The 25,671-nt window shown below is 59.5% G+C and carries 22 protein-coding genes; 12 read left to right on the top strand and 10 right to left on the bottom strand.

The genetic code is table 11. The features are described 5' to 3' along the window. Window positions 1-41 precede the first annotated feature (41 nt). From JMF94_RS04115 to JMF94_RS04145, 7 genes are all read right to left on the bottom strand, one after another. Window positions 42-1,205, bottom strand: coding sequence for a SufD family Fe-S cluster assembly protein (locus JMF94_RS04115; protein WP_022657960.1), 1,164 nt, complete (start codon window positions 1,203-1,205; stop codon window positions 42-44). Beyond that, window positions 1,202-1,996 (bottom strand): ABC transporter ATP-binding protein, encoded by a 795-nt coding sequence (locus JMF94_RS04120; RefSeq protein WP_192112438.1) that lies wholly within the window; start codon window positions 1,994-1,996, stop codon window positions 1,202-1,204. The genes JMF94_RS04115 and JMF94_RS04120 overlap by 4 nt, the downstream gene beginning before the upstream one ends. Next, entirely contained in the window at window positions 1,989-2,315 is a 327-nt protein-coding gene (locus JMF94_RS04125) for a hypothetical protein (RefSeq protein ID WP_240823902.1), read from the bottom strand. Before JMF94_RS04125 ends, JMF94_RS04120 begins: the two co-directional genes overlap by 8 nt. A gap of 289 nt (window positions 2,316-2,604) precedes the next feature. After that, window positions 2,605-3,504: an AmmeMemoRadiSam system protein B gene (gene amrB, locus JMF94_RS04130; protein ID WP_240823903.1), complete on the bottom strand. Its 900-nt coding sequence runs from the start codon at window positions 3,502-3,504 to the stop codon at window positions 2,605-2,607. Between the two features lie 20 nt (window positions 3,505-3,524). Beyond that, on the bottom strand, window positions 3,525-4,985 hold the full coding sequence (locus tag JMF94_RS04135; protein WP_240823904.1) for an NAD-dependent succinate-semialdehyde dehydrogenase: 1,461 nt from the start codon (window positions 4,983-4,985) through the stop codon (window positions 3,525-3,527). Window positions 4,986-5,015: 30 nt separating this feature from the next. Next, window positions 5,016-6,275 (bottom strand): dihydroorotase, encoded by a 1,260-nt coding sequence (locus tag JMF94_RS04140; RefSeq protein WP_240823905.1) that lies wholly within the window; start codon window positions 6,273-6,275, stop codon window positions 5,016-5,018. Next, window positions 6,272-7,228 carry an aspartate carbamoyltransferase catalytic subunit gene (locus JMF94_RS04145; protein ID WP_240823906.1) on the bottom strand — a complete coding sequence of 319 codons (957 nt, stop codon included), beginning with the start codon at window positions 7,226-7,228 and terminating at the stop codon, window positions 6,272-6,274. Before JMF94_RS04145 ends, JMF94_RS04140 begins: the two co-directional genes overlap by 4 nt. Window positions 7,229-7,528: 300 nt before the next feature. Here JMF94_RS04145 and JMF94_RS04150 point away from each other — a divergent pair, with 300 nt between their 5' ends. The 4 genes from JMF94_RS04150 to JMF94_RS04165 all read left to right on the top strand — a co-directional run bounded on the left by JMF94_RS04150 (window position 7,529) and on the right by JMF94_RS04165 (window position 11,105). Then, window positions 7,529-8,326, top strand: coding sequence for a sulfite exporter TauE/SafE family protein (locus JMF94_RS04150; protein WP_240823907.1), 798 nt, complete (start codon window positions 7,529-7,531; stop codon window positions 8,324-8,326). Between the two features lie 9 nt (window positions 8,327-8,335). Beyond that, the gene (locus JMF94_RS04155; RefSeq protein WP_240823908.1) at window positions 8,336-9,202 is read left to right on the top strand and encodes a YitT family protein; all 867 of its coding nucleotides are present in this window, start codon (window positions 8,336-8,338) and stop codon (window positions 9,200-9,202) included. A 13-nt stretch (window positions 9,203-9,215) separates the two neighbouring features. Continuing rightward, a complete protein-coding gene (locus JMF94_RS04160; protein WP_240823909.1) occupies window positions 9,216-10,460 on the top strand; it encodes an amidohydrolase family protein in 1,245 nt (414 codons plus the stop codon). Window positions 10,461-10,766: 306 nt separating this feature from the next. Continuing rightward, window positions 10,767-11,105: an Hpt domain-containing protein gene (locus JMF94_RS04165; protein ID WP_240823910.1), complete on the top strand. Its 339-nt coding sequence runs from the start codon at window positions 10,767-10,769 to the stop codon at window positions 11,103-11,105. Between the two features lie 178 nt (window positions 11,106-11,283). Here the strand turns inward: JMF94_RS04165 and JMF94_RS04170 are convergent, their stop codons facing one another. Beyond that, the gene (locus tag JMF94_RS04170) at window positions 11,284-12,078 is read right to left on the bottom strand and encodes an IclR family transcriptional regulator (RefSeq protein WP_240823911.1); all 795 of its coding nucleotides are present in this window, start codon (window positions 12,076-12,078) and stop codon (window positions 11,284-11,286) included. 148 nt (window positions 12,079-12,226) lie between these two features. Between JMF94_RS04170 and JMF94_RS04175 the strand changes: the two genes are divergently transcribed. The 3 genes from JMF94_RS04175 (at window position 12,227) to JMF94_RS04185 (ending at window position 16,581) form a co-directional block, all read left to right on the top strand. Then, window positions 12,227-13,561, top strand: a complete 1,335-nt coding sequence (locus JMF94_RS04175) for a gluconate:H+ symporter (protein ID WP_240823912.1) — start codon at window positions 12,227-12,229, stop codon at window positions 13,559-13,561. 21 nt (window positions 13,562-13,582) lie between these two features. After that, window positions 13,583-14,461 carry a dihydrodipicolinate synthase family protein gene (locus JMF94_RS04180; protein ID WP_240823913.1) on the top strand — a complete coding sequence of 293 codons (879 nt, stop codon included), beginning with the start codon at window positions 13,583-13,585 and terminating at the stop codon, window positions 14,459-14,461. A 149-nt stretch (window positions 14,462-14,610) separates the two neighbouring features. Further along, window positions 14,611-16,581 (top strand): YjhG/YagF family D-xylonate dehydratase, encoded by a 1,971-nt coding sequence (locus JMF94_RS04185; RefSeq protein WP_240823914.1) that lies wholly within the window; start codon window positions 14,611-14,613, stop codon window positions 16,579-16,581. Window positions 16,582-16,665: 84 nt separating this feature from the next. Here the strand turns inward: JMF94_RS04185 and JMF94_RS04190 are convergent, their stop codons facing one another. Then, entirely contained in the window at window positions 16,666-17,985 is a 1,320-nt protein-coding gene (locus tag JMF94_RS04190) for an amidohydrolase (RefSeq protein WP_240823915.1), read from the bottom strand. A gap of 121 nt (window positions 17,986-18,106) precedes the next feature. On the opposite strand from JMF94_RS04190, the gene JMF94_RS04195 reads away from it, so the two are divergent. The 4 genes from JMF94_RS04195 to secF all read left to right on the top strand — a co-directional run bounded on the left by JMF94_RS04195 (window position 18,107) and on the right by secF (window position 22,276). Then, window positions 18,107-18,892 carry an alpha/beta fold hydrolase gene (locus JMF94_RS04195; protein WP_240823916.1) on the top strand — a complete coding sequence of 262 codons (786 nt, stop codon included), beginning with the start codon at window positions 18,107-18,109 and terminating at the stop codon, window positions 18,890-18,892. A 130-nt stretch (window positions 18,893-19,022) separates the two neighbouring features. Then, a complete protein-coding gene (gene yajC / locus JMF94_RS04200; protein ID WP_240823917.1) occupies window positions 19,023-19,349 on the top strand; it encodes a preprotein translocase subunit YajC in 327 nt (108 codons plus the stop codon). A gap of 225 nt (window positions 19,350-19,574) precedes the next feature. Beyond that, on the top strand, window positions 19,575-21,155 hold the full coding sequence (secD, locus tag JMF94_RS04205; protein WP_240823918.1) for a protein translocase subunit SecD: 1,581 nt from the start codon (window positions 19,575-19,577) through the stop codon (window positions 21,153-21,155). 17 nt (window positions 21,156-21,172) lie between these two features. Continuing rightward, entirely contained in the window at window positions 21,173-22,276 is a 1,104-nt protein-coding gene (secF, locus tag JMF94_RS04210) for a protein translocase subunit SecF (protein WP_240823919.1), read from the top strand. Window positions 22,277-22,464: 188 nt separating this feature from the next. Here secF and JMF94_RS04215 read toward each other — a convergent pair whose 3' ends face one another. Beyond that, on the bottom strand, window positions 22,465-22,830 hold the full coding sequence (locus JMF94_RS04215) for a molybdenum cofactor biosynthesis protein MoaE (RefSeq protein ID WP_227118567.1): 366 nt from the start codon (window positions 22,828-22,830) through the stop codon (window positions 22,465-22,467). An 85-nt stretch (window positions 22,831-22,915) separates the two neighbouring features. Between JMF94_RS04215 and JMF94_RS04220 the strand changes: the two genes are divergently transcribed. Continuing rightward, window positions 22,916-25,639, top strand: a complete 2,724-nt coding sequence (locus JMF94_RS04220; protein ID WP_240823920.1) for a hypothetical protein — start codon at window positions 22,916-22,918, stop codon at window positions 25,637-25,639. Window positions 25,640-25,671: the final 32 nt, after the last annotated feature.

The raw sequence follows: 25,671 nt of genomic DNA on the forward strand, positions 1-25,671 counted from the left end.
GTATCGGGCAGCGTTGGGCGGGCCGCAAAAGCTGCCCCTTGCTACATGGCGTTGCCCGCTTCCAGCAAGGAAATCTGCTCGTCCATGGCCTTTTTCAGCGGGGCGGGCAGTCCCATGATGTCCACGTTCAAAAAGCCCCGCACAATGGTGGCGGCGGCTTCGTCTTCGTCCAGACCGCGCGCCATGAGGTATTCAATTTCCTCCTGCGCGATCTTGCCCACCGCTGCCTCGTGCGAAAGTTCCACGCCGTCCTGGTTGCTGTCCAGCTCGGGGATGGCGTGCATGCGCCCACCGCCAAGAATCAGCCCCTTGCATTCGAGGTGCCCCTTGGCGGGTGCGGCGGAAGCGCCGATAAAGCCCCGGTTGATGACCGTGCCGCCCGTGGTGACAACGCGCGAGATGATTTCGCCGCGCGTATCGGGGGCCGCAAGGTCAATGCGGTTGCCGCAGTCCACATGGGAGCCGGTGGGGGCCACTACAACGGAGTTGAAGCGGGCCACGGCTCCGGCTCCAGCCAGGGTCATGGTGGGGTACATTTGCAGGTCGCCCACGGGCTTGAGCAGAATGTAGTTGTTCTGAAACTCGCCCCCGGCTTCCACAATCCCGGCGGAACGGGGGCGTACAGTCGTGCTGCTGCCCCAGTTGTGAATCATGGTAAAGGTCAGCTTGCCGCCTTTTTCCACATAATATTCGGTCACGCCCAGATGGGCGGCATCGTTGGCATCGTGCGCAGTGGCGCAGCCGCCAAGAATGTGCAGCTCCGCGCCTTCTTCAACAATCACAATGTTGTGGATGCTCTGGCCCGCGCCGTGCCCCTTGATGAACATGCAGGACTGCACGGGCTGGGCGATTTTGACGCCCTTGCGCGCCCGCACAAAGTAGCCGCCGTTGCAGTGCTCCTGCGCCATGCGCGTGAATTCGTCCTTTTCAGGATTCAGCAGCTTCCAGAAATACTGGGGCAGGCCGTCGAACTTTTTCAGCGCCGTGCGGATGTCCATGAGGTCGAGGCCTTCATGGCGCGTTTCGCAGTGCACGCCAGCGTGGTTGAGCTGCATGAACGCACCGCTTGCGGTGCTGTCGTTCACATCGATGCCAGCCAGCACCAGACGTTCCTGATCCTCGCGGGGCAGGGCTGCGAGGTTTTCAATGGGCGCGGCGTTTTCGCCGCCGCTGAACTGAAAGCGGGAAAGATTGACAGAACTCATTTAAGGGGCGCCTCCGCAATTTTGCCAAGCATGTCGCCGGTGAGGCAGCGCAGACATTCCTGATAGCCGTGGGTAGCGATGTGATCCAGAATTTCGCGGGGCCGCGCTTCGCAGCACAGCTTGCCCTGATACATGACCTGCCCCCGGTGGGCATTGACGTATTCAAGGATATGACCGGTGTGGGTGATGATAAGACCGCTGGTGGAGCGCACCTTCTCTCGCTGCCGCAGCGTGGCGCAACATCGGTCGGGCGTGCCGTCAAGCAGGTAGCGAACTGTTTTACCCACAAGCGCCATATTCTCAAGGTCAACGCCGGATTCCGGCTCGTCAAAGAGCAGCAGGTCTGGCTTCTGGGCCATGAGTTGCAGCAGTTCGGAGCGCTTGATTTCGCCGCCGGAAAAGCCCGCGTTCACATCGCGCTTGAGAAAATGGTCAAAATGCACCTTGCGGGCCATGTCTTCTATATCCATCTTGCGCCCGCGCCCGCACAGTTCCACCAGCTTGCCCGTGGGCAGGCCATGAATGGTGGGGGGCCGCTGAAACGACATGCCGATGCCGAGGCGCGCACGCTCGTACATGGGCGCGTGGGTGATGTCTGTGCCTTTGTAGATGATTTGCCCCTGCGTGACCTCATACCCCGCAAAGCCCATGAGAGTCATGAGCAGGGTGGTTTTGCCGGAGCCGTTGGGGCCAAAAAGAATGAATGTTTCGCCAGGGCGGATGTGCAGATCAATGCCCTTGAGCACGGGCGTACCCTTGACCGAAACATGCAGGTCACGGATTTCAAGCATCTTCTTCTCCGGTTTCGCCCAGATACTCCAGCACATCGTAATGCACGTGATCCAGAATATGGGTCAGCCTGGAAACGCATTCCTCGCCCACGGCGCTGCCAATTAGGGTGACAATAAAGGCCGCGCGCTTGGAATTGACCAGCGCTTCATAGCCAGGATCAGCGGAATACGGAATGGCCCGGATGGAATCGCTGAATTCCTGAAGTTTTGCTTCATCGAGATATTTGATGGGCTGGGGCTCGTTGTCGAGATAGGCGATGCCGTCCCGCAGCTCCAGCATGATCGGTTTGCCACGCAGATACGCGATGCACACTTCCATGGTAATCCCCTTGGTTTTGTGATGCCGCATAGTGGCAAACTTGCCACCCCCTGTCCAGAGATGCGGCGTATTCAGATGCCTGTCTTTATTGGAGCGTGGCGAGGTGCAACGGCGCTGTTTAAGCGCTGGCGCGCCTTTGGCGGATATGCGGCATATGTCGGATATGGTAAAAAAATGCGCAAGCCAGATCACGCAACTCTGCGCGGCCGCAGGGTTTTGTTCCCCGCTGCCGCGCAGCAGACAGCCCGGTGGGCAGGAATTATTTGTGCCGGGGCGTCATGTTGAGGCCTCATGCAAGGCCAAAGCGTAGGGCGGCGTAGCCCACCACCTTGCGCGTATCGCCCGATGCCGTGGCTGAAGTGTCGTACAGGCACAGTTCCGCCCATGGTTCGCCCAGGGCGCGGGCGGCAAACAGGGCAAGGGCCATGGGGGCCGCCCCGCACATGGTGATTTTTTCACGCTGCACCATGGTGAGCAGGCCTTCCGGGTCGCAGGCCAGCGCCTGCGAAAGGGCGAAAGCATCCTTGCGCATGGTGGTTTCCTGATCTTCGTAATGGTTCATGTCGGAGCTGACGATGACGCCGATCCGCTCGGCCTTGCTTTCGTACTGGCGGATGACCTCCGCCAGCGCCAGCCCCGCTTCCTGCAAGATTTTGTGTTGCATGGTGCCCACGCACACAGGGGTGATGCGGCGGGTCGCGCCGGGCGTACCCTGCGGCGGCATGCATTGCAGAAAAGGCAGCAGGACTTCTATGGAATGCTCGTCAAGGTGCGAGTGCAGGTCGGGCGCAAAACCGCCCTTGGCGCACAGGCTGGCGGCCAGCTCCGCATCCACGTCAACATTGCCCAGCGGGGTACGCCACGCGCCATCCGGCCACACGCCAAGGGCCGCGCCCCTGCCCGTGTGGTTGGGGCAGAGCATCACAAGCCGCTCCGGCAGGCTGGCTCCGGCTGTGGTTTTGTTCCAGGGGCTCATGAGCGCGGCCCCAACCACCTTGCCGCAGTAAACGTAGCCAGCATGGGGAAGCATAAGGCCGCGCAGGCTTGCAGAGGCCTTGCGCTTGGCGTCAATGGGCGCATTTGCAGACAAGGCTTTTCCAGCCGTGAGGTATGACTTGATTTCCTTTTGCAGCTCACCGGGCGAAGCGGGATAGAAACGCCCGGCTGCGACAGGTTCACGTTCGGGCATGAGTACTCCTCGCTGGCGCGTCAGTTCAGCCCGCCCAGCAGGGCATAGTGGGTTTCCATGTATTCCTGAAGGCCCTCGCGGCTGCCTTCCCGGCCAATGCCGCTGAATTTCACGCCGCCAAAGGGCGTTTCGGCGGCGGCAAGGCCCGCATCGTTGAAGCCAGCCATGCCGTACTGCAATTTGTTGAACAGCCGCCAGATGCGCGGCATGTCGCGCGTGCAGACATATGAGGCCAGGCCGAATTCCGTATCGTTGGCAAGGGAAATGGCTTCTTCCTCATCGTCAAAAGTCATGACGGCAGCCACCGGGCCGAATATCTCTTCGCGGAAAATACGCATCTCCGAGGTCAGACCCACCAGCAGGGTTGGCTCGTAAAAATTGCCGCCAAGGCTGTGGGGCTTGCCGCCGAACAGCACTTGCGCGCCTTTTTCCACAGCGTCCTTGACCAGAGCATCAGTGTGGGCCACGGCATCGGCATTGATGAGCGGGCCCATGTCGGTTTCCGGTTTGAGTCCGTCGCCCACGCGCATGTCGCTGATGTGATCGAGCAGATTGGTGGCGAAGGTTTCCACCACGCCGCTCTGCACCAGAAAGCGGTTGGCGCATATGCAGGTTTGCCCGGCATTGCGGAATTTGCAGGCCATGGCCATGGTCACGGCCTTGTCCATGTCCGCATCGTCAAACACAATAAAGGGAGCGTTGCCGCCAAGCTCCATGGAAATGCGTTTGAGCGTAGGCCCGCACTGGGTTGCCAGTTGCAGCCCCACTGTAGTTGAGCCGGTAAAGCTGAGCTTGCGCACCAGCGGGTTGGAGGTAATCTCGTTGCCGATGCGCCGCGCACTGCCCGTAACAACGTTGAAAACCCCGGCGGGGATGCCCACCCGCACGGCCAGTTCCGCCATTGCCAGCGCGCTATACGGCGTGGCGCTGGCGGGTTTGACCACCATGGTGCAGCCCGCCGCCAGCGCAGGGGCCACCTTGCGCGGGATCATGGACATGGGGAAGTTCCACGGCGTGATGGCCGCAGCCACGCCTACAGGGGCATGACGAGTGAGGGCCTGCACCCCGTGGCGGTATACGGGCGTGACCTCGCCGCTGAAGCGGCGGGCTTCTTCCGCGAACCATGGAAAGTATGACGCGCCCTGAAGGATCTCTGCTCTGGCCTCGGCCAGGGGCTTGCCTTCTTCAAGGGTAAGCAGGCGGGCCAGATCTTCAATGTTCTCGGCAATGGCGCGTTCCCAGGCGTGGAGCAGGGCGCCGCGTTCCAGAGGCGTCCGTGCGCTCCAGACAGCAAAGGCCGCCTGCGCGGCTTCAATGGCCTCGCGGGTTTCGGCCTCGCCGCAGTTTGGCACGGTGCCCAACTGCTTGCCATTGGCGGGATTAACGACTTCAATAACGCTTTTTTCGGCCGCATCGCGCCAGTGCCCATTGATGAGGCACTGGCTGCGGAACAGCTCCTGATCGTGCAGAATACGGTACATAAAACCCCCTGTAATGATCCCCGCAGGGCATCAGAACAGCTGCATGCCGTCCAACCAGTGGTGCTTGACCCTGCCGCGCAGGGTCTGCCCCAGAAATGGCGTGTTGCAGCTCTTGGAATAGAGGTTTTCCGGCCCGGGAACCCATGTTTCGTCCGGGTCAAGCAGGAAGAAATCTGCTGGATCGCCGGGGGTAAAGCCGTTGCAGGGCAGGTTGAAAATTTCTGCCGGGCGGCGGCTCCACAGCCGGTGCACATCGGCCTCTGTCAGCACGCCTTCGGCCACCAGCCCCCAGGTGAGGCTGACAGCCAGATCAAGCCCGGTAAAGCCGCACATGGCATCGTCCAGGGTGCCTTCTTTTTCGTGGGCGGCGTGGGGGGCGTGGTCTGTGGCGAGTATGTCGATGGTGCCGTTTTTCACGGCGCGGCGCAAGGCCTCGCGGTCTGCGGCGGTGCGCAGTGGCGGGCTGACCTTGGCCTGGGTATTGTAGCCCTCAAGGGCGGTTTCATCCAGCAGCAGATAGTGGGGGCAGGTTTCGGCAGTCACCTTGACGCCGCGCGCCTTGCCCCAGGCGATGCAGTCAACGGTCAGCGCTGCGGAAACATGGGCGATATGCACGGGCACGCCAAGGTATTCGGCCAGCATAATGTCGCGCATGGCCTGATTGGCCTCGCCAGCGGCGGGCTGCCCCTTGACGCCCAGCAGGCCGCTGGTCACGCCTTCGTGCATGCGCCAGCCCTTAGCCAGATGCGGGTCTTCGCAGTGGTCTATGAGCACCAGATCAAGGTCTGCGCCGTATTCCATGATGCGCCGCACAAGCTCCGCGTTTTCCAGCGGGCGGCCATCGTTGGAAACAGCCACGCAGCCCGCTTCCTTGAGTTCCGCGAGGGGGGCCATTTCCTCGCCCTTGAGGCCCACGGTGGCGGCGGCAATGGGGTGGAGGCGCGGGCCGTTGGGGTGGCTTTTGCGGGCGCTGTCGAGCATGGCGCGCGTAATGCTGGCTGTGTCGTTGACGGGCTTGGTGTTGGCCATGCACATCACCGCGCCAAAGCCGCCCCGCGCGGCGGCCTCGAGGCCGGAGGCGATGTCTTCCTTGTATTCAAAGCCCGGTTCACGCAGATGCACGTGGGCATCGATGCAACTGGGCATGAGCACAAGGCCCCTGGCGTCAAAAACTTCACGGCTGTCGTAGGCGTGGTGGCCTGCCGGGGTCATGGTGACAATCTTGCCGTGCCGCACCAGCAGGTCTACCGGGGCTTCAAGGTGGCGTGCGTTCTTTATCAAGAGGCTCATGCGCGTACTCCATCGTTGCGCGTGGCCAGCAGATAGAGCACGGCCATACGCGTGGCGACGCCTGCGGCCACCTGATTCAGCACCAGGCTCGCGGGGGCGTCTGCTATGTCATTGGAAATTTCAAGCCCACGGTTCATGGGGCCGGGATGCAAAACCTTGGCCTCGGGCGCGGCAAGGGCCAGCTGGCTGGAGCCAAGGCAGAAACGGCGGGAATATTCCGCAAGGTCGGGCAACAGGCCCGCCTGCTGGCGTTCAAGTTGCAGGCGCAGACACATGACGGCGTCCACATCGCGCACGGCTTTGTCCAGCTCCGTATAGATTTCCACGGGCCAGTGCTCCACCCCTGCGGGCAGCAGGGTGCGCGGGGCGCACAGGCGTACCTTGACGCCCAGCATGGTGAGCAGGTGCATGTTTGAACGGGCCACGCGGCTGTGGGCGATATCGCCCAGAATCAGCAGGGTGCGACCGGCAAAGCGGTTTTGCCACGCCTGCCGCAGGCTGTAGCAGTCGAGCAGGGCTTGGGTGGGGTGGGCATGCCAGCCATCGCCGCCGTTGACGATGCCGCAGGGCAGCAGCTCCGCAAGAAAGCGCGCCGCGCCGCTGCTGGGGTGGCGGATGACAATGACATCCGGCCCCATGGCCTGAAGGGTGAGGCCCGTATCCTTGAGGCTTTCGCCCTTGTTCAGGCTTGAGCCTGATTTTGCCAGGGAATAGGTGTCGGCGGAAAGGCGTTTGCCCGCAACATCAAAGGACGTTTTGGTGCGGGTGCTGTTTTCCACGAAAAACAGCACAACGGTCTTGCCCTTGAGGGTAGGCACCTTTTTGACCGGACGGCTGTTGATTTCCTGAAAGCTGGCGGCCAGGTCCAGCAGGTGCATGGTGTCTTCCGCGCTCAGTTGGGTGACGTCCAGCAGGTCTTTGTGGGGCCAGTGGTAGCGATTGTCGGTATTCATGACGTTGCGTTGTAAAAAGGTCAAAAAAAATCCCCGTTGCTATACAACGGGGGAATACGAAAAACGCCTGCAAATGCGAAAAAAATCAGGGAGGCCGGGGGCGCTGTGCTTGCCCTGCCATAGGAAATTGCGCAAACGGGCGTTGGTCTTCATAAGTAGCAAATGTAGGCGCGCTTGGGCGCTTTGTAAAGCAAAAAGTCGGTTGACGCTTGCAGGGGCATTGTCTAGTTGTAAGCGTACCGCGCACTGATGCAGACGTTTTGCGGCGCGGCTGTAAGTATCTTCAGCGAGGAGAACCACATGCTTGTGTCTCTTGTGGCCTACGTCTTGTGCGGGGCTGTGGCCGGTGTTCTGGCCGGGCTTCTGGGTGTTGGCGGCGGCATTGTTCTGGTGCCCCTGATGGTTGCCATTTTCCCCACAGTGGGTGTTCCCGCCCAGTATGTGCAGCAGATGGCGCTCGGCACATCGCTTGCCAGCATCATGATCACCTCCATCTCCAGCGCGCGGGCGCATAATGCCCGTGGCGCCGTACACTGGGATATCTTCAAGGCCATTACCCCCGGCATTCTTGTGGGTACGTTCTTCGGTGGTCTTGTTGCCACCCATATGCCCACCATGTTCCTGAAGATATTTTTTATCTGCTTTATCCTCTTTGTGTCGGCGCAGATGCTCTCCAACTACCGGCCCCCGGCCAGTCGCGATCTGCCCGGCAAGATGGGAACCGCCGGCGTGGGCGGAGTCATCGGCCTTGTGTCGAGCTTTGTGGGTATCGGCGGCGGTACGCTTTCCGTGCCGTTCATGACCTTTTGCAACGTGCCGCTGCACCATGCCGTGGGCACCTCTGCCGCCATTGGCTTTCCCATTGCCGTGGCGGGTACGCTGGGCTTTATTGTGGGCGGCTGGGGCAGGCCTGATCTGCCCGCCATGTCGCTTGGCTTTGTGAACCTGTGGGCACTGCTGGGCATTGCCACAGCCAGCTTTATGACCGCTCCGCTTGGAGCAAAGCTTTCGCATGCCTTGCCTGCCGACAAGCTTAAGAAAGGTTTTGCCTGTTTTTTGATCCTGGTGGCCTTGAAGATGATCTGGGGCCTGGTGTAACGTAGACCCATGAAGCTTCAGTCGTACAACAAGGCTCTGGCCGAATCGGTGATCTGGAACCTGCTCTGGCTTACGCTGGGGTCGGTTCTTATGGCCATATGCATTCAGAGCGTGGCCGCGCCCCATGGCTTCCTTTCCGGGGGAGTCATGGGCGTGGGCCTGCTGGTCAATTACTGGACAGGCACGCTCACGCCGTTGGTCTGGTATGCCCTGCTGTGCGTTCCTGTGTACGCATTGGGCTGGTTTGGCGTGGGCAAACGTTTTTTGCTCTACACGGCCTACGGAACCCTTTGCACCACGTTGTTCAGTTTTTTCATCACCTTTGAAATTCCCATTACCAACGAAGTGTACGCCACCGTGGTGGGCGGGGTGCTGCACGGCGCAGCTTGCGGCATCATGCTGCGCACGCTTGGCAGCAGCGGCGGTACGGATGTGGTTGCCGTGCTGCTCAAGGAACGTTGGAGCGTACCCATCGGGCAATTCAATTTTCTGTTCAATTCCCTGCTGTTTCTTACGGCGGCCTCGCACATGGCGCTGGACCTCATTGTTGCTTCCATGCTGATGATGTTCATTTCGGCCAGTACGCTGGAATATGTGCTGGGCCTGTTCAACCGGCGCAAGCTTGTGATGATCATTTCTGACCACGGTGAAGAAATCAGCGAGGCCATTTTGGTGACAGAGCGCTTTGGCGCTACGCTTGTACGCGGCAAGGGGGCCTATTCCGGCTCCGACCGCGAAATTCTGCTCACCGTCACCAACAATGTGGCGCTCAAGCGGCTGGAGAATCTGGTGTTCAGCATTGATCCGCGCGCTCTGTTCATTGTGGAAAACACGTTCTATGTGTCGGGCGGGCAGTTTGCCCGCAGAAGCCGTTGACGGCGGAGGCCCCATGAACCCTGAAGCCACGGAATTTCCTGAATCTGACGAGCCGTCGGGGGCCTTGCTGGCCATCAGGGCCAAGAGCATTCTGACCCTTGGCGGCGAAGGCCCGGCACGGGCCGCCCGCCTTTTTGCCCCGCTGAAAAAGATCGATAACGGCGTGCTGCTGGTGCGTAGCGGGCTGGTGGAGGATGTTTTGCCGTGGTCGCAGGCAAAACTGCCCGCAGGTACGCTGGTGCGCGACGTGGGCGCTGTTTGTCTTGCGCCTGCCTGCGTCAACGCGCACACGCATCTGGAACTTTCGCATCTGGCGGAGAAAACCCGCTGGGGGCGTGGCTTCACCGCCTGGCTGCAAAGCCTTATTCCCCTGCTGGGCGCTGCCCCGCAGGCGGATGCCGTGGAAAGCGCCTGCGCCGCGCTGGCCCTGTACGGCACGCTGTATGTGGGCAACATCACTGGATCCCTGCCCGGCGGCACGGTTCTGGCCGATGCGGCCTGCAATGAGGCGGGGCTGACCGCAAGCCATTTTTGCGAATGGTTTGGCTTTGGCGCGCCCTTTGCCGATGGTGAACGCCCCTGGCCGCCGCGTTGCCGTCAGGCTCTGGCTGATGATCCATTTCTCATGGCCCGTTGCGCTCCCGGCGGGCATGCCCTGTATTCCACCGGGCCGGAAATCCTCAGCGCCGCGCGGCAGGACTGCTCCCGCATGGGGCGCGTGTTTTCCTTCCACCTTGCGGAATCGCCCGAAGAAACCCAGTTGCTCACATCGGGCAGCGGGCCTTTGCGCGATCTGTACGCCGGGGGAGTGCTGCCGCCAGACTGGTCTGCGCCGGGTTTGCGCCCGCTGGCCTATGCGGTGAAGCTGGGTCTGCTCGGCCCCGGTACTCTGGCCGTGCACGGCGTACAGCTTGATGCGCAGGAAGTGGAAGTGCTGGCAGCCAGCGGCGCGGCCCTGTGCCTGTGCCCGCGCTCGAACCGCAATCTTGGCGTAGGGGTGCCGCCTGTGCGCGAACTTATGGAAAGCGGCGCGCTGTTGTGCCTTGGCACGGACGGGCTGACCTCCAACCGCGATCTGGATGTGCGCAAAGAGGCGGTGTGGCTGCGCGAAACAATGGACGTGCCGCCGGAAGCTCTGGTGCGCATGCTGACGGTTAACGGCGCTGCCGCCCTGAATCTTCTGGGCTGTGGGGCAGGGCGGCTGGAAAAGGGCGGGCCTGCAGATTTTTGTGTACTGCCAGAAAACCTGACCTACTAGCCATCCACGAGCCAGCAGCGCCCGGCAAGGGTCGCGAACAGCTTTCATGCCTCTGAAGGCAGCTGCAAATGCCTTGAAATTATTCTCGATTACCTGTGTTTGTGTTTGGCGCATAAAGTCCTTGTCAGGGTAATTTGTTGCTGGCAGTATTCGCCCAGCAGACTGACGCCGTTACGGCATGTATCGCCAGCCTGCCGGGTGCGCCGCCAGGGGGTATTTGCGGCTTATCCGGGTTTGGGGATGCCGACCGCGTTATTACTGCAAGCGGCTTGCCGCTTTTTCTTAACCTGCGCCAAGAAGGACAACATGACCGAGGAAGTTTTGGATTGGAAGGAAGCCATTGCCAGGGTGCTCAACAAGCGTGACATGTATGTCAAGCTGCTTGCCAAGTTTATCGAGACAGAGCGCGACACCCCGTCAAAGGTGGCTCAGGCCCTGAAGAGCGGCAACAAGGAAGAAGCCCGTAACCTTGTGCACAGCACCAAGGGAGCAGCCGCCAACCTGGGGGCCAAGGCGCTGGCCGCCGCTGCGCTTGAGCTTGAAATGGCCGTCAAGGCCGGGGCGGATACCGACCGCGCCATGAGCCATTTTTCTGCCGCGCACATGGACACGCTTGTGACCATGCACGCCTTTATGACGCAGTAGGCTGACTTTGCTGAAAAAGTTGAGCCCCTCCGCTGGAATGTCCGGCAGAGGGGCTTTTTTTATGGCAGCAGGTGTGCGCGGGCCTGTTTCTGGCCGGTGATCCCTGCAATTTTGAAGTACTACGAGAGGGGCAGGTTGGATGCGCTTATGCAAAAAGCCCTCACCCCCGCAAAATATTTTAATGCCAGTCTGTCACAACCCTAGGGGCAGAAGCATTCGTGCGTTTCGTCCATGAACTGCTCAAGCTTTGCCACCGCCTTGCGCAGTTCGTTCTCAACCTCTGGTGTTTCTCCGGCGTGTCGCGAAAGGCTGGCAGGGAGACGCTCATGGCGCAGTCCACGCGTCCGGCAAAAGTAACAGGCACAGCGTAGCAATGCAGCTGCGGGTTGATTTCGCCAATATCTCTTGCGATGGCCCCCTGACGTACCCTTTGCAGCTCTTCCAGAAAGGCGTCCATGTCAAAAGGCTCGGTGCAGAGCTCCCCGGCAAAAAGGGCGACCACTTCCTCCCTTTTGCACTGGCTGAGCAGCGCCTTGCCCAGAGCCGTTTTTCGGGCTGGCATGCGCGACCCCACGCGCGATATGATCTGGATAGGCTCGCGCGAATCCACCTTGGCTATGTAGAGCACCTCGGTATGGGAGAGAATGCCCAGCTGGCAGATTTCGGCGCAGGCGTCCACCACCTGCCGCATGCAGGACTGCGCCTGTGCCATGAGTGGGTCTTGCGTGCGAAAACCCTCTGAAAACAGGTACAGGCCCCGTCCTAGTTCATACCTACCAGAAAGCTTATCTCTGCGAACAAAATCATGCTGTTGCAGGGTTTCAAGGATAGGCGAGATCGTGCCCTTGCTGCTGCCGATGCACTGGGCAAGCTGGGTAAGCGTGAGGCCGTGTTCTGTATCAGCCAGGGCTTCAAGAAGTGAAATGACCCGCTGGGTCGGCATGTGGACAGTCGTTTTTTGTTGGTCTTGCATGCCCATTGTTTTGCACGGAAAAATAATTTTTTCAAGAAAGGGTCAAGGGGATGCTTGACGCAGATTGCCTGTCCGTATAGTTTGTATTTACGTATTAAGTTCGTATATACAAACAATGAGGCTGCAATCCTGAAAAGAGGGTGACCAAATGGGAACAACGGGTGCTCTGATTATTCTTGGTGTGACGATCGTCGGCATCGTGTTGCTGTGCGTGCGTTACAGGGTTCATGCATTTTTGGCGTTGATGGCTGCCTGCGCCTTTTTGGGGATTGCCAGCGGCATGCCCCTGGGGGCCATTGGCTCGTCCATTGAAAAGGGTATGGGCAATACCTTGGGCTTTCTGGCTCCCATCCTGGCGCTGGGCGCGTTCATGGGCAAGATGCTCGAAGTCTCGGGCGGCGCGCAGCGGCTCGCCAAATCGCTTATTGGCGTTTTTGGTCAGACCAAGGCCTACTGGGCCATGCTCATTATCGGCTATATTTGCGGTATCCCGGTGTTTGCCCAGGTGGGCATGGTGCTGTTGATGCCTCTGGCCTTCTCCATTTCCAAGGAATCCAAGCTTTCCATCCTGCTGGTGGCGCTTTCGCTCTACACTGGCCTGCTGGTTGTGCACTGCGTTGTGCCGCCGCATCCCGCAGCCATGGCCATTGCCAAGGAACTGAACGCCGATGTGGGCAAGGTGATCCTTTACGGCCTCGTTCTGGTGGTGCCCGGCGCCATCATCGGCGGCCCCATCTTTGCCAAGTACATCAGCAAAAACATCATTGTGCCGCTGCCTGAAGGGGCCGTTACCACGGTTATCAGCAAGGATGGCCGCGACCTGCCCAACTTTGGCGGAACCCTGCTGCTGACACTGCTGCCGCTGATCCTCATGATCGGCAAGACCGTGGTGGAATTTTCCTCCAGCAAGGATGCGCCCTACATGCCCCTGGTGGAATTTTTGGGCCACCCTGTGATCGCCCTGTTCATTTCCGCCGTGGCTTCCCTGATCTTCCTTGGCGTGAAGCGGGGCTTCAGCTCCGTTGAGCTGAGCGGCTTTTGCGACAAATCCCTCCTGCCCATGGTTTCCATTCTGCTGGTCATTGGCGCTGCGGGCAGCTTTAACAAGGTCATCATGGATTCCGGCATGGGCAACGTTCTTAAGGACGTACTGGTCACGCTCAACATGCACCCGGTCATCATGGCCTGGCTGATTGCTTCCATCATGCGCTTTGCCCTTGGCAGCGCCACCGTCGCCATGATGACGGCTGCGGGTTTTATCAGCCCTGTGCTGGCCGTGCATCCTGTTGACCCTGCGCTCATGTGCATTTCCATTGGCGCGGGCGCCATTGGCTGGTCGCATGTTACGGACTCCGGCTTCTGGTTTTTCCGCGAATTCCTGAACATGTCGGTCAAAGACATGTACCTGTCCTTCACGCTGTCTGGCTGCATCGTGTCGATCATCACGGCGATATTCTGCTACCTGGCATCGTTTGTTATCTAACAGAGCTATATGGAGAGTATGATGAAATATATAACGCCCACACTTACCGCGCTGAAAAGCAAAACAGAAATCGACGTGCAGTCGTGCCTCAAACATTACGACTTTCTTATTAATGCCGGTATTGACGGTGCGGCCATATTTGGCAGTTCCGGTGAGTTTCCGCATCTTTCTGTTGAAGAACGCAAGAGCCTGATTTCTGCGGCCATCAAGCATATCGACCGCCGTATGCAGGTGCTGATCGGCACTGGCGACATGCGGGTTGAAGAATGCGTCGCCATGTCCAACTTTGCCTTTGAGCAGGGCGCGGACGGCGTGATGGTGGTGGGGCCGTGGTACTTTGCCCTCACCGATGCGGATGTGATGAGCTACTTCGGCGCGGTGGCGGAGCAGGTGCGCGGCAAGGTGTACATCTACAACTACCCTGACCGCACCGGGTACAGCATTTCGCCCAGCGTGGTGCTTGAACTCGCCCGCCGATATCCCAACATTGTGGGCATCAAGGACACCATTCCTGACATGGCCCACACGGTGGAGCTTATCCAGACCGTCAAGGGCAACATCCCATCCTTTGAAGTATTGAGCGGCTTTGATCATAACTTTGCGTCAAACGTTCTGGCTGGCGGCGACGGCTGCATTGCGGCTGTTTCCAACGTGCGCCCCGACCTGTGCGTGGCATGGCGCGATGCCATGAAGGCCCGCGATTTTGACGGCACCATGAAGTATCAGCAGTTGTTCAACCGCATTGTGGGTGTGTACGGATTCTCCTCACCCTTTATGGCGGCCATGAAGGGCCTGCTTGTGGATGCGGGCATTTTTGCCTCTGCCACGGTTGCGTCCCCCTATCAGGAGGCAACTTCTGCCCAGATGTTTGCCGTGCGGGAATTCATGCGCGGTTTTTAAGGCATTTCAAGCGTGAAATGCCCAGATGGAGCAATCGGCGTTGGTTACGCAGACGCCGTCACGGTTTCAGGGCCTTGTAATGATGCAAAGGGCGGCCTCCCCCAGGCCGCCCGCTGAAACCGGCAACTTCTCAACAAAGAGAGTATGCTATGTCCATTGCAGATATTTACGCCAATCCGCAGAACGATGTATATGATGTAAAGACCCATGCTTCCGGCCCCAAGGGTTCGCTGCCGCTCACTGGCGACATGCTGCGCGAACTGCCCTGCGGTGATATTTTCGGCATGACCCTGGATGCGGGCATGGGCTGGAAGCCCGAAGATATTCTTGGCCCCAACGTGCTGATCATCAGCACCCTTGGCGGCAAGCGCAACGACGACGGCACCCCCGATGCCCTGGGCCTGCACGTGGGCCACTGGGAGCTGGGATTGCAGATTTCCGCCGCCAGCAAGGAGATCAAACAGCAGAAGGGCGTGCCTTTTGCCTCATACGTGACCGACCCCTGCGACGGTCGCACCCAGGGCACCACTGGCATGTATGACTCCCTGCCCTTCCGTAACGATGCTGCCATGGTCTTCCGCAGGCAGATCCGCTCCCTGCCCACCGTTGGCGCTGTTATCGGCGTTGCCAGCTGCGACAAGGGTCTGCCCGCAACCATGATGGCTCTGGCCTCCATGCACGACCTGCCCTGCGTGCTCGTGCCCGGCGGTTCGACCCTGCCCCCCACCGACGGCGAAGACCTCGGCAAGGTGCAGACCATCGGCGCGCGTTACTCCAACAATGAACTGAGCCTTGAGGACGCAGCCCGCCTTGGCTGCCGCGCCTGCGGTTCCGCTGGCGGCGGCTGCCAGTTCCTCGGCACTGCCGGCACTTCGCAGGTTGTGGCCGAAGGTCTTGGTCTGGCCCTGCCGCACACGGCCCTTGCCCCCTCTGGCGAACCCGTGTGGGTGGAAGTGGGCCGTCAGTCGGCCAAGGCCGTGATGGGCCTGCTGAAAAAAGGCATCACCATCAAGGATATCATCACCGACAAGGCCATTGAAAACGCCATGATGGTGCATGCGGCCTTTGGCGGTTCCACCAACCTGCTGCTGCATCTGCCCGCCATTGCCCATGCGGGCGGTTGCCATCGCCCCACGGTGGAAGACTGGGCTCGTGTGAACAGCATGGCCCCCCGTCTGGTCAGCGTGCTGCCCAACGGCCCCGTGTATCATCCCACTGTCCGCGCCTTTATGGCTGGCGGCGTGCCGGAAGTCATGCTGCACCTGCGCGACCTTGGCCTGCTGCATCTGGACGCACTCACCGTTACCGGCCATACCGTGGGCGAAAACCTTGAATGGTGGGAAAAGAGCGAACGCCGCGCCCACTTCCGCCGCATGCTCAAGGAGCTGGACAACGTGGAGCCGGACGATGTGATCATGTCGCCCGCCCGCGCCAAAGAACGCGGCCTGACCTCCACCATTACCTTCCCTGTGGGCAACATTGCGCCCGAGGGTTCGGTCATCAAGTCCACGGCCATTGACCCCACGGTCATCGATGCTGACGGCGTTTACCGCCACACGGCGGCCATCAAGGTTTTCACCGCCGAGCCTGACGCCATCAAGGCCATCAAGGCCGGAAAGATCGAAAAGGGCGATATGCTGGTGGTTATCGGCGGCGGCCCCTGCGGCACCGGTATGGAAGAAACCTATCAGCTCACCTCGGCGCTCAAGCATCTGTCGTATGGCAAATATGTGTGCCTGCTGACGGACGCGCGCTTCTCCGGCGTTTCCACCGGTGCGTGCGTGGGCCATATCGGGCCGGAAGCACTGGTGGGCGGCCCTGTTTCCAAGCTGCGCGACGGCGATATTGTGGAAATGGTCGTGGACTGCAACAAGCTGGAAGGCCGCGTCAACTTTATCGGCACTGACCCGCAGCATCCCCTCACGCCTGAGGAAGGCGCCAAGGTACTTGCCGGGCGTGAAACCCACCCCGGCCTCAAGCCCGCGCCCGCCCTGCCTGACGACACCCGCCTGTGGGCGGCTTTGCAGGCCGTGAGCGGCGGCACCTGGGGCGGCAGCGTGTATGATGTGGACAAGATTGTCACAGTGCTCGAGGCTGGCAAAAAAGCCCTGGGCATGTAGCAGACCCCTTAGACTGATAGTGCAATAAAAAAGGGCCGTCCCGTGATTCGGGGCGGCCCTTTGACATAGACAAATGAAAAACTGTTACGCGCCAGACGCCTCAAGCACAAAGCGGCGCACGTTGCGCATTTCTTCGCACAGGGCAGGGTAGTCGAAGCGGGTAAAGCGCCCGTCCTGATACAGAACCTCGCCGCCCACCATGGTCATGCGGGTTTCCATGCCCGTGGCCGCATACACAAGGTGCGACACTTCATTATACATGGGTTGCAGGTTCGGTTCGTTGAGATCAAGGGCCACGCAGTCGGCTGCCTTGCCGGGGGCCAGCGAGCCAAGGCGTTCATCGTGCATGGCGGCTGCGCCGCCGAGGGTCGCCATATCCAGCACCTGCGCCGCAGGCAGCAGTGTGGGATCAAGCCCTGTGAGCTTGTGCAGCAGGGCGGCGCGGCCCATTTCTGAAAACATGTTCAGCCTGTTGTTGCTGGCAGCGCCATCCGTGCCAAGGCCCACATGCATGCCGCGCGCCAGCATGGCCGCCACCGGAGCAGCGCCCGAGGCCAGCTTCATGTTGGACGATGGATTGTGGGCCACCACGGCCTTTTGCCGGGCCAGCAGGTCAAGCTCCGCCGAGGTCACATCCACCACATGGGCAAGGGTGCAGGGCACGTCGAGCAGGCCGAGACCACGGCAGTATTCCATAGGCCTTTTGCCCTGGGCAGACAGACATATCTGCGTTTCTGACGGGGTTTCCGCCAGATGAATGTGCAGGGGCAGGGCCAGCTCCTGCGCGAGGTCGCGGCAGGCTGTCAGAATCTCCGGTGTGGTGGTGTAGACGCTGTGCGGGTTCACGGCCACACGCAGGCGCTCGTGATTGCGATATTTTTCCGCCAGGGCGCGGGTGGCGTGCAGCGCTGCCTCCGGCCCTGGAAAAGCCGCAGAGGGAAAGGCAAAAACCGCTTCGCCGCCCAGGCAGCGCAGACCTGCCGTGTCGGCGGCTTCAAAGACCGATTCTTCAAAAAGATACATGTCCACGCAGGCGGTGGTGCCCGTGCGCAGCATTTCCGCATAGCCAAGCAGGCTGCCGAGGCGCACCATTTCCGGCGTCAGCTTTTGCTCAACTGGGAAAATTCGCTGGTTCAGCCAGTCCATGAGCGGCATGTCGTCGGCAAGGCCGCGCAGGAAGGTCATGGCTGCATGGGTGTGGGCGTTGACGAGGCCCGGCAGAACGAGCATGTTTTCGAGGTGCAGGGTGTTGCCGGACTGCCAGTTCTGGATAATTTCGGCGGTGGGGCCGACTGCGGCAACCAGACCCTTGTCGATGGCCAGAGAGGCCTTTTCTATAACGCGGCGCTGCTCGTCCTGAGTGACGATGCAGGCGGCATGGAGCAATGTGTCGCAGTGGCGCATGCGTTTCTCCGCAGACAGGTTGGCGTGATATTTCTATTAACGACGCGAGATTTCAGGTGTAGCGCCCTGGCTCGCGCTTGGCAAGAGTTCTTGCCGTACCGGGTGAAATGGCGTGAACAGCATGCGTTGTCTGGTCTTGCACGGTCTGGCGGGGAGCCCTTTTGAGGTACGGCCTGTGGCCGATGCCCTTGAAGCTGCGGGCCATGTTGCCCTGTGCCCCGTGCTGCCGGGACATGCCGCCTCGGAAGAAGAATATCTGGCAAGTTCATACTCGCAGTGGCTTGACTGCGCCCGCGCAGCCTACCTTGAGCAGTGCGCGGGCGGGCCCGTGCTGCTGGCTGGCTACTCGCTGGGCGGGCTGCTGGCGCTGAACATTGCCGCAGAGGCCGCCGAGGGGCGACTTCCGGCCCTGGCGGGCCTGGCCCTGCTGGCAACGCCGCTTTTCTTGTGGCGTATGCATCCCTTTTTCCTTGCTGACTGGCGCATGCCGCTGCTGCCCCTGTGGTGCCGTTTGCAGCCAGTGCGGCAGTTGCCGCCACGGTCTGCGGCGAGCCGGGCCGTTGCCCCCTGGCAGGGACACGAAACCCTGTGCTCGTACCGCCACTTGCAGCAATTGGCGCTGGCGCAAAAAAAGGCGAGGGCGGCTCTTGGCGGGATATCTGTGCCGTTGTGCGCCGTGCAGCTATATAGTGATGGAGTATGCCCGCCCTTCAATTCCAGTTTTCTGGTTGAGCAGTGCGGCGCGACTGATGCGAGGCTGCATCTTTTGCGGGTAACAAGCCCTCACGGCGGGCATTTGCCAACAACGCACGTGGAAAGCCGTGGCCGCGTGGCCGCCATTGTCGCTGCCTTTGCCAGCGAAGTGGCGGCGGGAAAGGCTTGCAAGATTGCGCCGCAGCGTATATAGAAATTGGCTGGCATTGCGCGAAAATCGGGCGCGGGCAACCTTTTGCCCTTGCCGATGCCGGGCGGTACTTTTTTAATGCTATACCCACACCCTATGGAGGTGCGTTTTGTTTGAATCCTTAGCTTATGCCATGGGCACGCCTCAGGCCGGGGCCGCTCCCGCCAGCGGACAGGAAATGCTGATGCAGTTTCTGCCCCTCATCGTCATGTTTGTCATTTTCTGGTTCCTGCTTATCCGTCCCCAGCAGAAGCGGGCCAAGGCCCACAAGCAGATGCTGTCCGAACTGAAGCGCGGCGACCACGTTATGACCTCCAGCGGCCTGCTTGGTCGTATTCTTGAGATCGACGATGAACAGGTGCTTCTTGAAAGCGGCGAAGCCAAGGTGCGCGTTTCTCGCGGCGCCATCGGCGGCGTTGTGCCTGTCAAGGGCGGCAAGGACACCAAGGAAGAAAAGTAGCAGGTCGCTTTGGCGGCTTGTGTCTGCCTCTGCCAGGCGGGCAAAGTGCATGGCCCATGAGCTGGACTGGCGGTTGCCGGATCGGCTCAAGGGCTTTTGCCTCTTGACGTGCCCGGATTTTCGGGTCTTCGGAGTTTCCGGCTTTGTCGGTAGCCCTGCGGCTGTCCCTCAAGGGATAGCCGCGCGGTTGCGGCAAAGCTTAATCTGTTGTGTGGAAGGTGAACGATGGGTCTGCTCTGGCGCTTGTCCATAGCCATCATGGTTTTTGTGTTGTCCCTTGTTTACGCGCTCCCCAGCGTTCCCTATCTGGGAACAGCTCTTGAGCGCGTTCTGCCGTCGAGCAAAATCAATCTCGGCCTTGACCTCAAGGGCGGCATCCATCTGACGCTTGGCGTTGACGTTGCCAAGGCCGTGAGCAATTCGCTGGCCCTGACCGGGCAGGATTTGCGCCGCGTGGCCGAAGATGAAAAGATTGTTGTGTTGCGCCCCCGCGTGGTGGGCGGCACCGCTCTTGAATTCGTGCTGCCGCGCGCGGAAAACGAACCGAAGTTTCGCGAGCTGCTGGCCCGACAGTTCCCGCAGTTGAACGTAGGCGAACCGCAGGCGGGCGAAGCCGGGCAGTTGCGCTATGTGGCCCACTTCACCGCAGCGGAAGTCAAGCGCATTGAAGACCTTTCGCTTGATCAGGCCCTGCGCACCATCCGCAACCGTATTGACCAGTTCGGCGTGGCCGAGCCCGATATCCGCAAACAGGCTGGCAACCGTATTCAGGTGCAGTTGCCGGGTATTTCTGACCCGCGCCGCGCCGTGCAGGTTATCGGCCAGACCGCGCACCTCGAGTTCCATCTGGTGCGCGAGGACGTTGACCCCGGCAAGGCCGTGCTGCCCCCCGGCGTGATCGCGCTGCCCATGCTGGAGAAAAACCCCGGCCAGCAGCAGAAAGAAACCCTCATCGCTGTTGAAAAGGACGCCATGCTCACGGGCGAAGACGTGTCGGACGCCCGGCCCGCCTTTGACAACATGAACCAGTCCTACGTTACCCTGAATTTTAATGCTCGCGGTGCGCGTATTTTTGAACGCGTCACCGGTGAAAATGTGGGCCGTCGCATGGCCATTGTGCTTGATGGCAAGGTGTATTCCGCCCCTTCCATCCGCGAGCGCATCGGTGGGGGCAGAGCCAGTATTTCTGGCAGCTTCACCACTGCCGAATCTCAGGATCTTGCCATTGTGCTGCGCGCAGGTTCCCTGCCCGCGCCTGTTTCTGTACTTGAAGAGCGCACGGTGGGCCCCTCTCTGGGTCAGGAAGCCATCGACAGCGGCATCCGCGCTGCCATGGTTGGCGCTGTGGGCGTGGTGCTGTTCATCGGCGTCTACTACGGTTTGAGCGGCCTCATTGCCGACGTCATGCTCTGCTTTACCATGCTTATTGTCATGGCGGGCATGGGCGCTTTTGGCGCAACCCTGACGCTGCCGGGCATAGCTGGTATCGTTTTGACCATCGGTATGGCGGTTGACGCCAACGTGCTGATCTATGAACGCATACGAGAGGAAATACGGCTGGGCCTCACGCCGCTTGCCGCAGTGCGCGCAGGCTTTGACCGCGCGGCCATTTCCATTACAGACTCCAACCTCACGTCCATCATTGTGACCGTCATCCTGTACCAGTTCGGCACCGGCCCCATTCGTGGCTTTGCCGTAACGCTGGGACTGGGCATCGTGGCCTCCATGTTTACGGCCATCTTTGTATCGCGGGCCATCTTTGAGGAGTGGGCGCGGCATTGCGGCCCCAAGGGCATCAGCATCTAGCGCGCCGGGAGGCAATTATGGGTTTCGCTTTTATCAGACATGACACCAAGTTTGATTTCATTGGTCTGCGCCATTGGGCATACGGTATCTCGGCATTGCTGATTCTGGTGGGCATTATCTCCACCATGTGGGGCAACGGCCTCAAAATGGGCATCGACTTTGCGGGCGGCGTCATTGTTCAGATCCAGTTTCAGCAGCCCGTGAAAGACGAAGCATTAAAGAAAAGTCTTGAAGTTCCAGCACTGCCGGGCATTACCACCCAGAAGTTCGGCGATGGCGACAGGGACTATCTGCTGCGTTTTTCCAATTCGGAAAACAGCGATGCAACACAGGTTCGTACCGCTGTTGTGGATTCTCTGGCCGCCGCCTTTCCGGACAATAAGGCTGAAATTCAGCGTCTGGAAGTGGTCGGCCCCAAGGTTGGCGCGGACTTGACCAACAAGGCGCTGAGCGCGCTTTTTTACGCAGTTTTGCTCATTGCCGTGTATATCTCTGGCCGGTTCGAGCAACGCTGGATGGCTGGCGCAGCCATGGCTGCGGCATTGTGGGGCGGCACCTACCTTGTGGGCCTCACCGGGCTTGGTATGGGCTGGCTTGTGCTCATCTCGCTTGCCATCACTCTTGTGGTGTGCTTTGTGCTGCGGCTCAACTTCGCGCTCGGCGCAGTTGTGGGCCTGCTGCATGACGTGGGCATCACTCTGGGCCTGCTCTCGCTCATGAAGGTTGAGGTTGACCTCAACGTTATGGCGGCTCTGCTGACACTCGTGGGTTACTCGCTCAACGATACTATCATTGTTTATGACCGCCTGCGTGAAAACCTGCGCGCTACGCCCGAGTTGAGCATGGCCGAGCTGATTAACCGCAGCGTCAACCAGACGCTTTCGCGCACCATCCTCACCAGCGGCACGACCTTTTTGGCGACGCTTTCCCTGTTCCTTGTGGGCGGTGGCGTTATCCATGATTTCGCGTTGACCGTTCTTATTGGTGTGGTTGTGGGTACGCTTTCTTCCATCTACGTGTCTTCTGCTGTGCTGCTGGCACTCGGTGATACGGATTTTTATGTTGCCCTTGTGCAGCAAAAAGGAAAGTACGAGCGCCCCGGCGAGCACGGCGTTGTGTAGCCTTTGTTGCAAAGCGCTCTGTTGCTTTGCCTGAGAGATTAGTGAAAAACCCCGGTTGCCAAGGCAACCGGGGTTTTTGTTTGTCAGTCATACGGATTGTGCACGCTGTGAATCAGCAATGAAAAAAGGCATGCCGTGGGCATGCCTTTTTTACAAGTCAGCCGATAAGGCAAACAGAAGCAAAAGCGTCAGGCATCATGAATTTCCTGCTTGATGACGGCCTCGGCCTTGATACGGTCAAGCAGTTCTGCAAAGGTGGCTTTAACGTGCTCGCGTATGTCGCCCGCCACCACAAGAAAGAGCAGATCATCGCCCGGTTTGAGGAGGCCTTCCTCGGCTTGGGCAACGATGGCAAAAATTCCCGGCTGTTTTTCCATCTCGCGGCAGATGGCGTCCATTTTAGCAGTGTCGTGTGAAACGCGTACTGCGGTAACCGGGGCATGATCCCCGCGCGACCATGCGCGCACAACGCCGTTGTGCACCAGCATCATACCCACGTGGTCGGCGAAGCCGGGGCGGGCTTTGAGTTCCTGAAGAGTTTTGTTAATGTCCATAAAAACCGCCTTGGTTTTATTGGCTAGATCAACGCCGTTCATTTCAGGCTACAACATGGCAGCCTTTGTATAAAGGATTTTATTCATGGCGCATTTATCGCAGTTACTCTCACGCCTGCCGGGCAATATTGATGTGCGCATGAGCACCATGGGCCATGTGGTGTGGGTGAGCTGGCACGACAGACTCGCCCCCGCCGTAGGCCAGACGCTGCTGAATTATGGCGGCATGCTGGTAGGTGAAGAAGCAGAGCAGTCAATCTGGTTCTTCTTTACTGACGACGTTTTTCTGGCTTTGGCCCGACTGATGGTGTGGGGCAATTTTAATGAATTGCCTGTTGCCATTGAACTGTTCCCAGGGCGGTTGCAGTTCGGGCGCAAGCGCGAGGTCAATCTGCTGCTGGACGGCGCCTTGCAGGCCCAGCAGATCGTTGTGACCGATGCCCTTGAAATCTGGATCCATCCCAAGAGCCGCGAGGGTAAAAAAGGCCTGCCCGGCATAACGTTTGAGCGCCGTTCCGGGCGGCAGGGCATGGCTGGTGTTGACTGGGCTTCCATGACGGTTGACGTGCGTATGCCATACGCCTCCACTCAGTCTTGGTTTGCCGTGCTGCACCCCTTGGGCAGCCCGCTGGACAAGGCCTATCAGGTCGGCTGGACGTCCATGTTCAAGCGGCTAGAAGCCCTGCTGCAAAAGCACAAGATCAAATCCATCGTGGACAATACGTTCATGATGATTGCCATAGACAACCTGCAAATGTTGCGTACCTTCATGCGCGACTATCTGCACAGCTTTGACAAGGAAAAAAACGAAGCAGCGGGCTATTGGCCTTGTGTAAGCGTGGTTGCCGACCGCAACAATCTGAATTTCAATGCTGATCTGCCCAAAAAAATAGGCTTGCAGTGGGATAATCTCATGCCGGATTTCCCCTACCTGAGCTATCGCAATGCCTATCTGCTGGGCGAGGGTTTCACTGTTCGCGATCTGCGCTTTACCGGCGAGCAGATGGCTATGGACAGCTGGTGCAACGTGATGCTGGACGAAAACAGCCTCAGCGGCAGGTCTATTGCGCTGCTGATGCCAAGCCGCCTCACGTCGCCCAGCCCTTCTGGAACGGGCTGCGTTTATTGTGGTATTCACAGCCACGATTCGTCAGAATGTCCCACGCGTTTTGGGCCAGCTTCCAACAGTCAGGAAGTGTGGGAAAAAATCGGGCAACTGGATCTTGAAGCCATCAATGAAGGGTTCCGCAGCATAGAAATGACGCTGACGGAAAAAGGAGCAGGCGGCTACGGGGCAGTGCTTGGCGGCGAAGACGATGCCGCTGTGGTGCTGCGCGCCGTGCTTGAGATCAATTCTGCCTGTCAGTTGCGCAACGTGCCGAGGCACTGGCTTTACCGCATGCGTGAGCCAGAGCCCAACGAGGCCGTCCCCACCAAGGATGACAGCCCCGCATGGGACCTGTTGGACAAGCTCATAACCACGACTCCGTCTGAAATGTCGGAGATGGAAAAGAAGATAAGCCAGGCAATCTCGCGGCATCAGCGCGATCCGCGTCTGCACATGGTGCAGGCTTTTGCGCATATTGAGCGTAACGACTACCCCCGGGCGGAAACGGCGTTCCGCAATGCGGCGGTGCTAACGCCGTCGCCCGCCTTGCAGGCCTGGACAGAATTTTTTCTTGCACGTCTGGCAGAAGAACAAGGGCAGTTTTCTCAGGCCATAGAACAGTATTCACAAATTTGGCGCGTCATGCCCCAGTGGCGCGAGGTCAAGTACCGCGAAATTGTCTGTCAGGTAAAAATGGGTTTTTGCGAGCCTATTCTGGATCAGCTTATAACGCTCATCCGTGAGGAACCCTCGTACTTCAACAGGGTTCTCATCGATCCGGCACTTGAGCGTGGCCGCCTGCTGATCCTCTCCGCCCTGTATGACCTGTGGACAGATGCCAAAAAATGCGCAGATGCAGACCGGGTTCGTGTCAATGAGATCAGCGCCCGCATCAATGCCTGGTTTGCGCCGGAACATCCTGTACAGTTGCAACTTGGCGAAAAGGTGCGTGAACTGGAAACCCTCGCCAATATCAACAACTATCTTGCCTACCTCAAGGTCGTGGCTGAGCGGCCCAACCTCGAAAGGGAAATGGAAGACTGCATAGCCCGCGAAGTTGAAGATCTCCGCAATCGATACAAGTACTATCTTGATATCTTGCAGGAAATTCGGGATGAAGCCTCCTGGTTCCCCTTTCCTGCGGCGTTGCGGGAGTTCAGTCAGGAATTTAACGAGAGCGCGGGCATCATCAACCGGGCATTTTCGTGCAACTTCAAGGAGGCCGAGGCCTTCAAGCGCGCTCAGGGCGAAACGCCCCATCTGGCAGAACTACTGCGTAGTCTGCGTAAGCGCCTGCAATTTTTACGAATGGTGCGCGATGGTACTCTTTTTGGGCTTACCCTGCTCAAAACGTTCATGTGGCTGGAGGCCTTGGGATTGCTGCTCTGTTTTGTTGCGGTGCCGGTGGTCTATTTTTGGGGCGAAACGCTGCACTTGGGCTGGCTGCGGGATATTCTCGGCTCCGAGCCGTGGTCGATCCAGAAAATTCTGATTCTCATTGTGACTATGGTTTCTCTGGGAACTGCGGCCCTGCGTACGACAATTGTATTTGACCGCAAGCGTGAACGTCTGCTTGAAGAGGCGCGCCAGCAGCGTGAACAGGCGCAGCAAACCCGGCTTGAGCGTATTCGTCAGCAGCGCAGGCTTGAGGCGGACCGCGCCCAAAAAAAGAAGGACGCGGAGCAATCGGGGAAGAAGTAGCTAAACTTGGCCCAGCCTCTTGCGTAATTTAT

The sequence above is a fragment of the Desulfovibrio sp. UIB00 genome, assembly GCF_022508225.1.
Lineage (GTDB): Bacteria > Desulfobacterota > Desulfovibrionia > Desulfovibrionales > Desulfovibrionaceae > Desulfovibrio.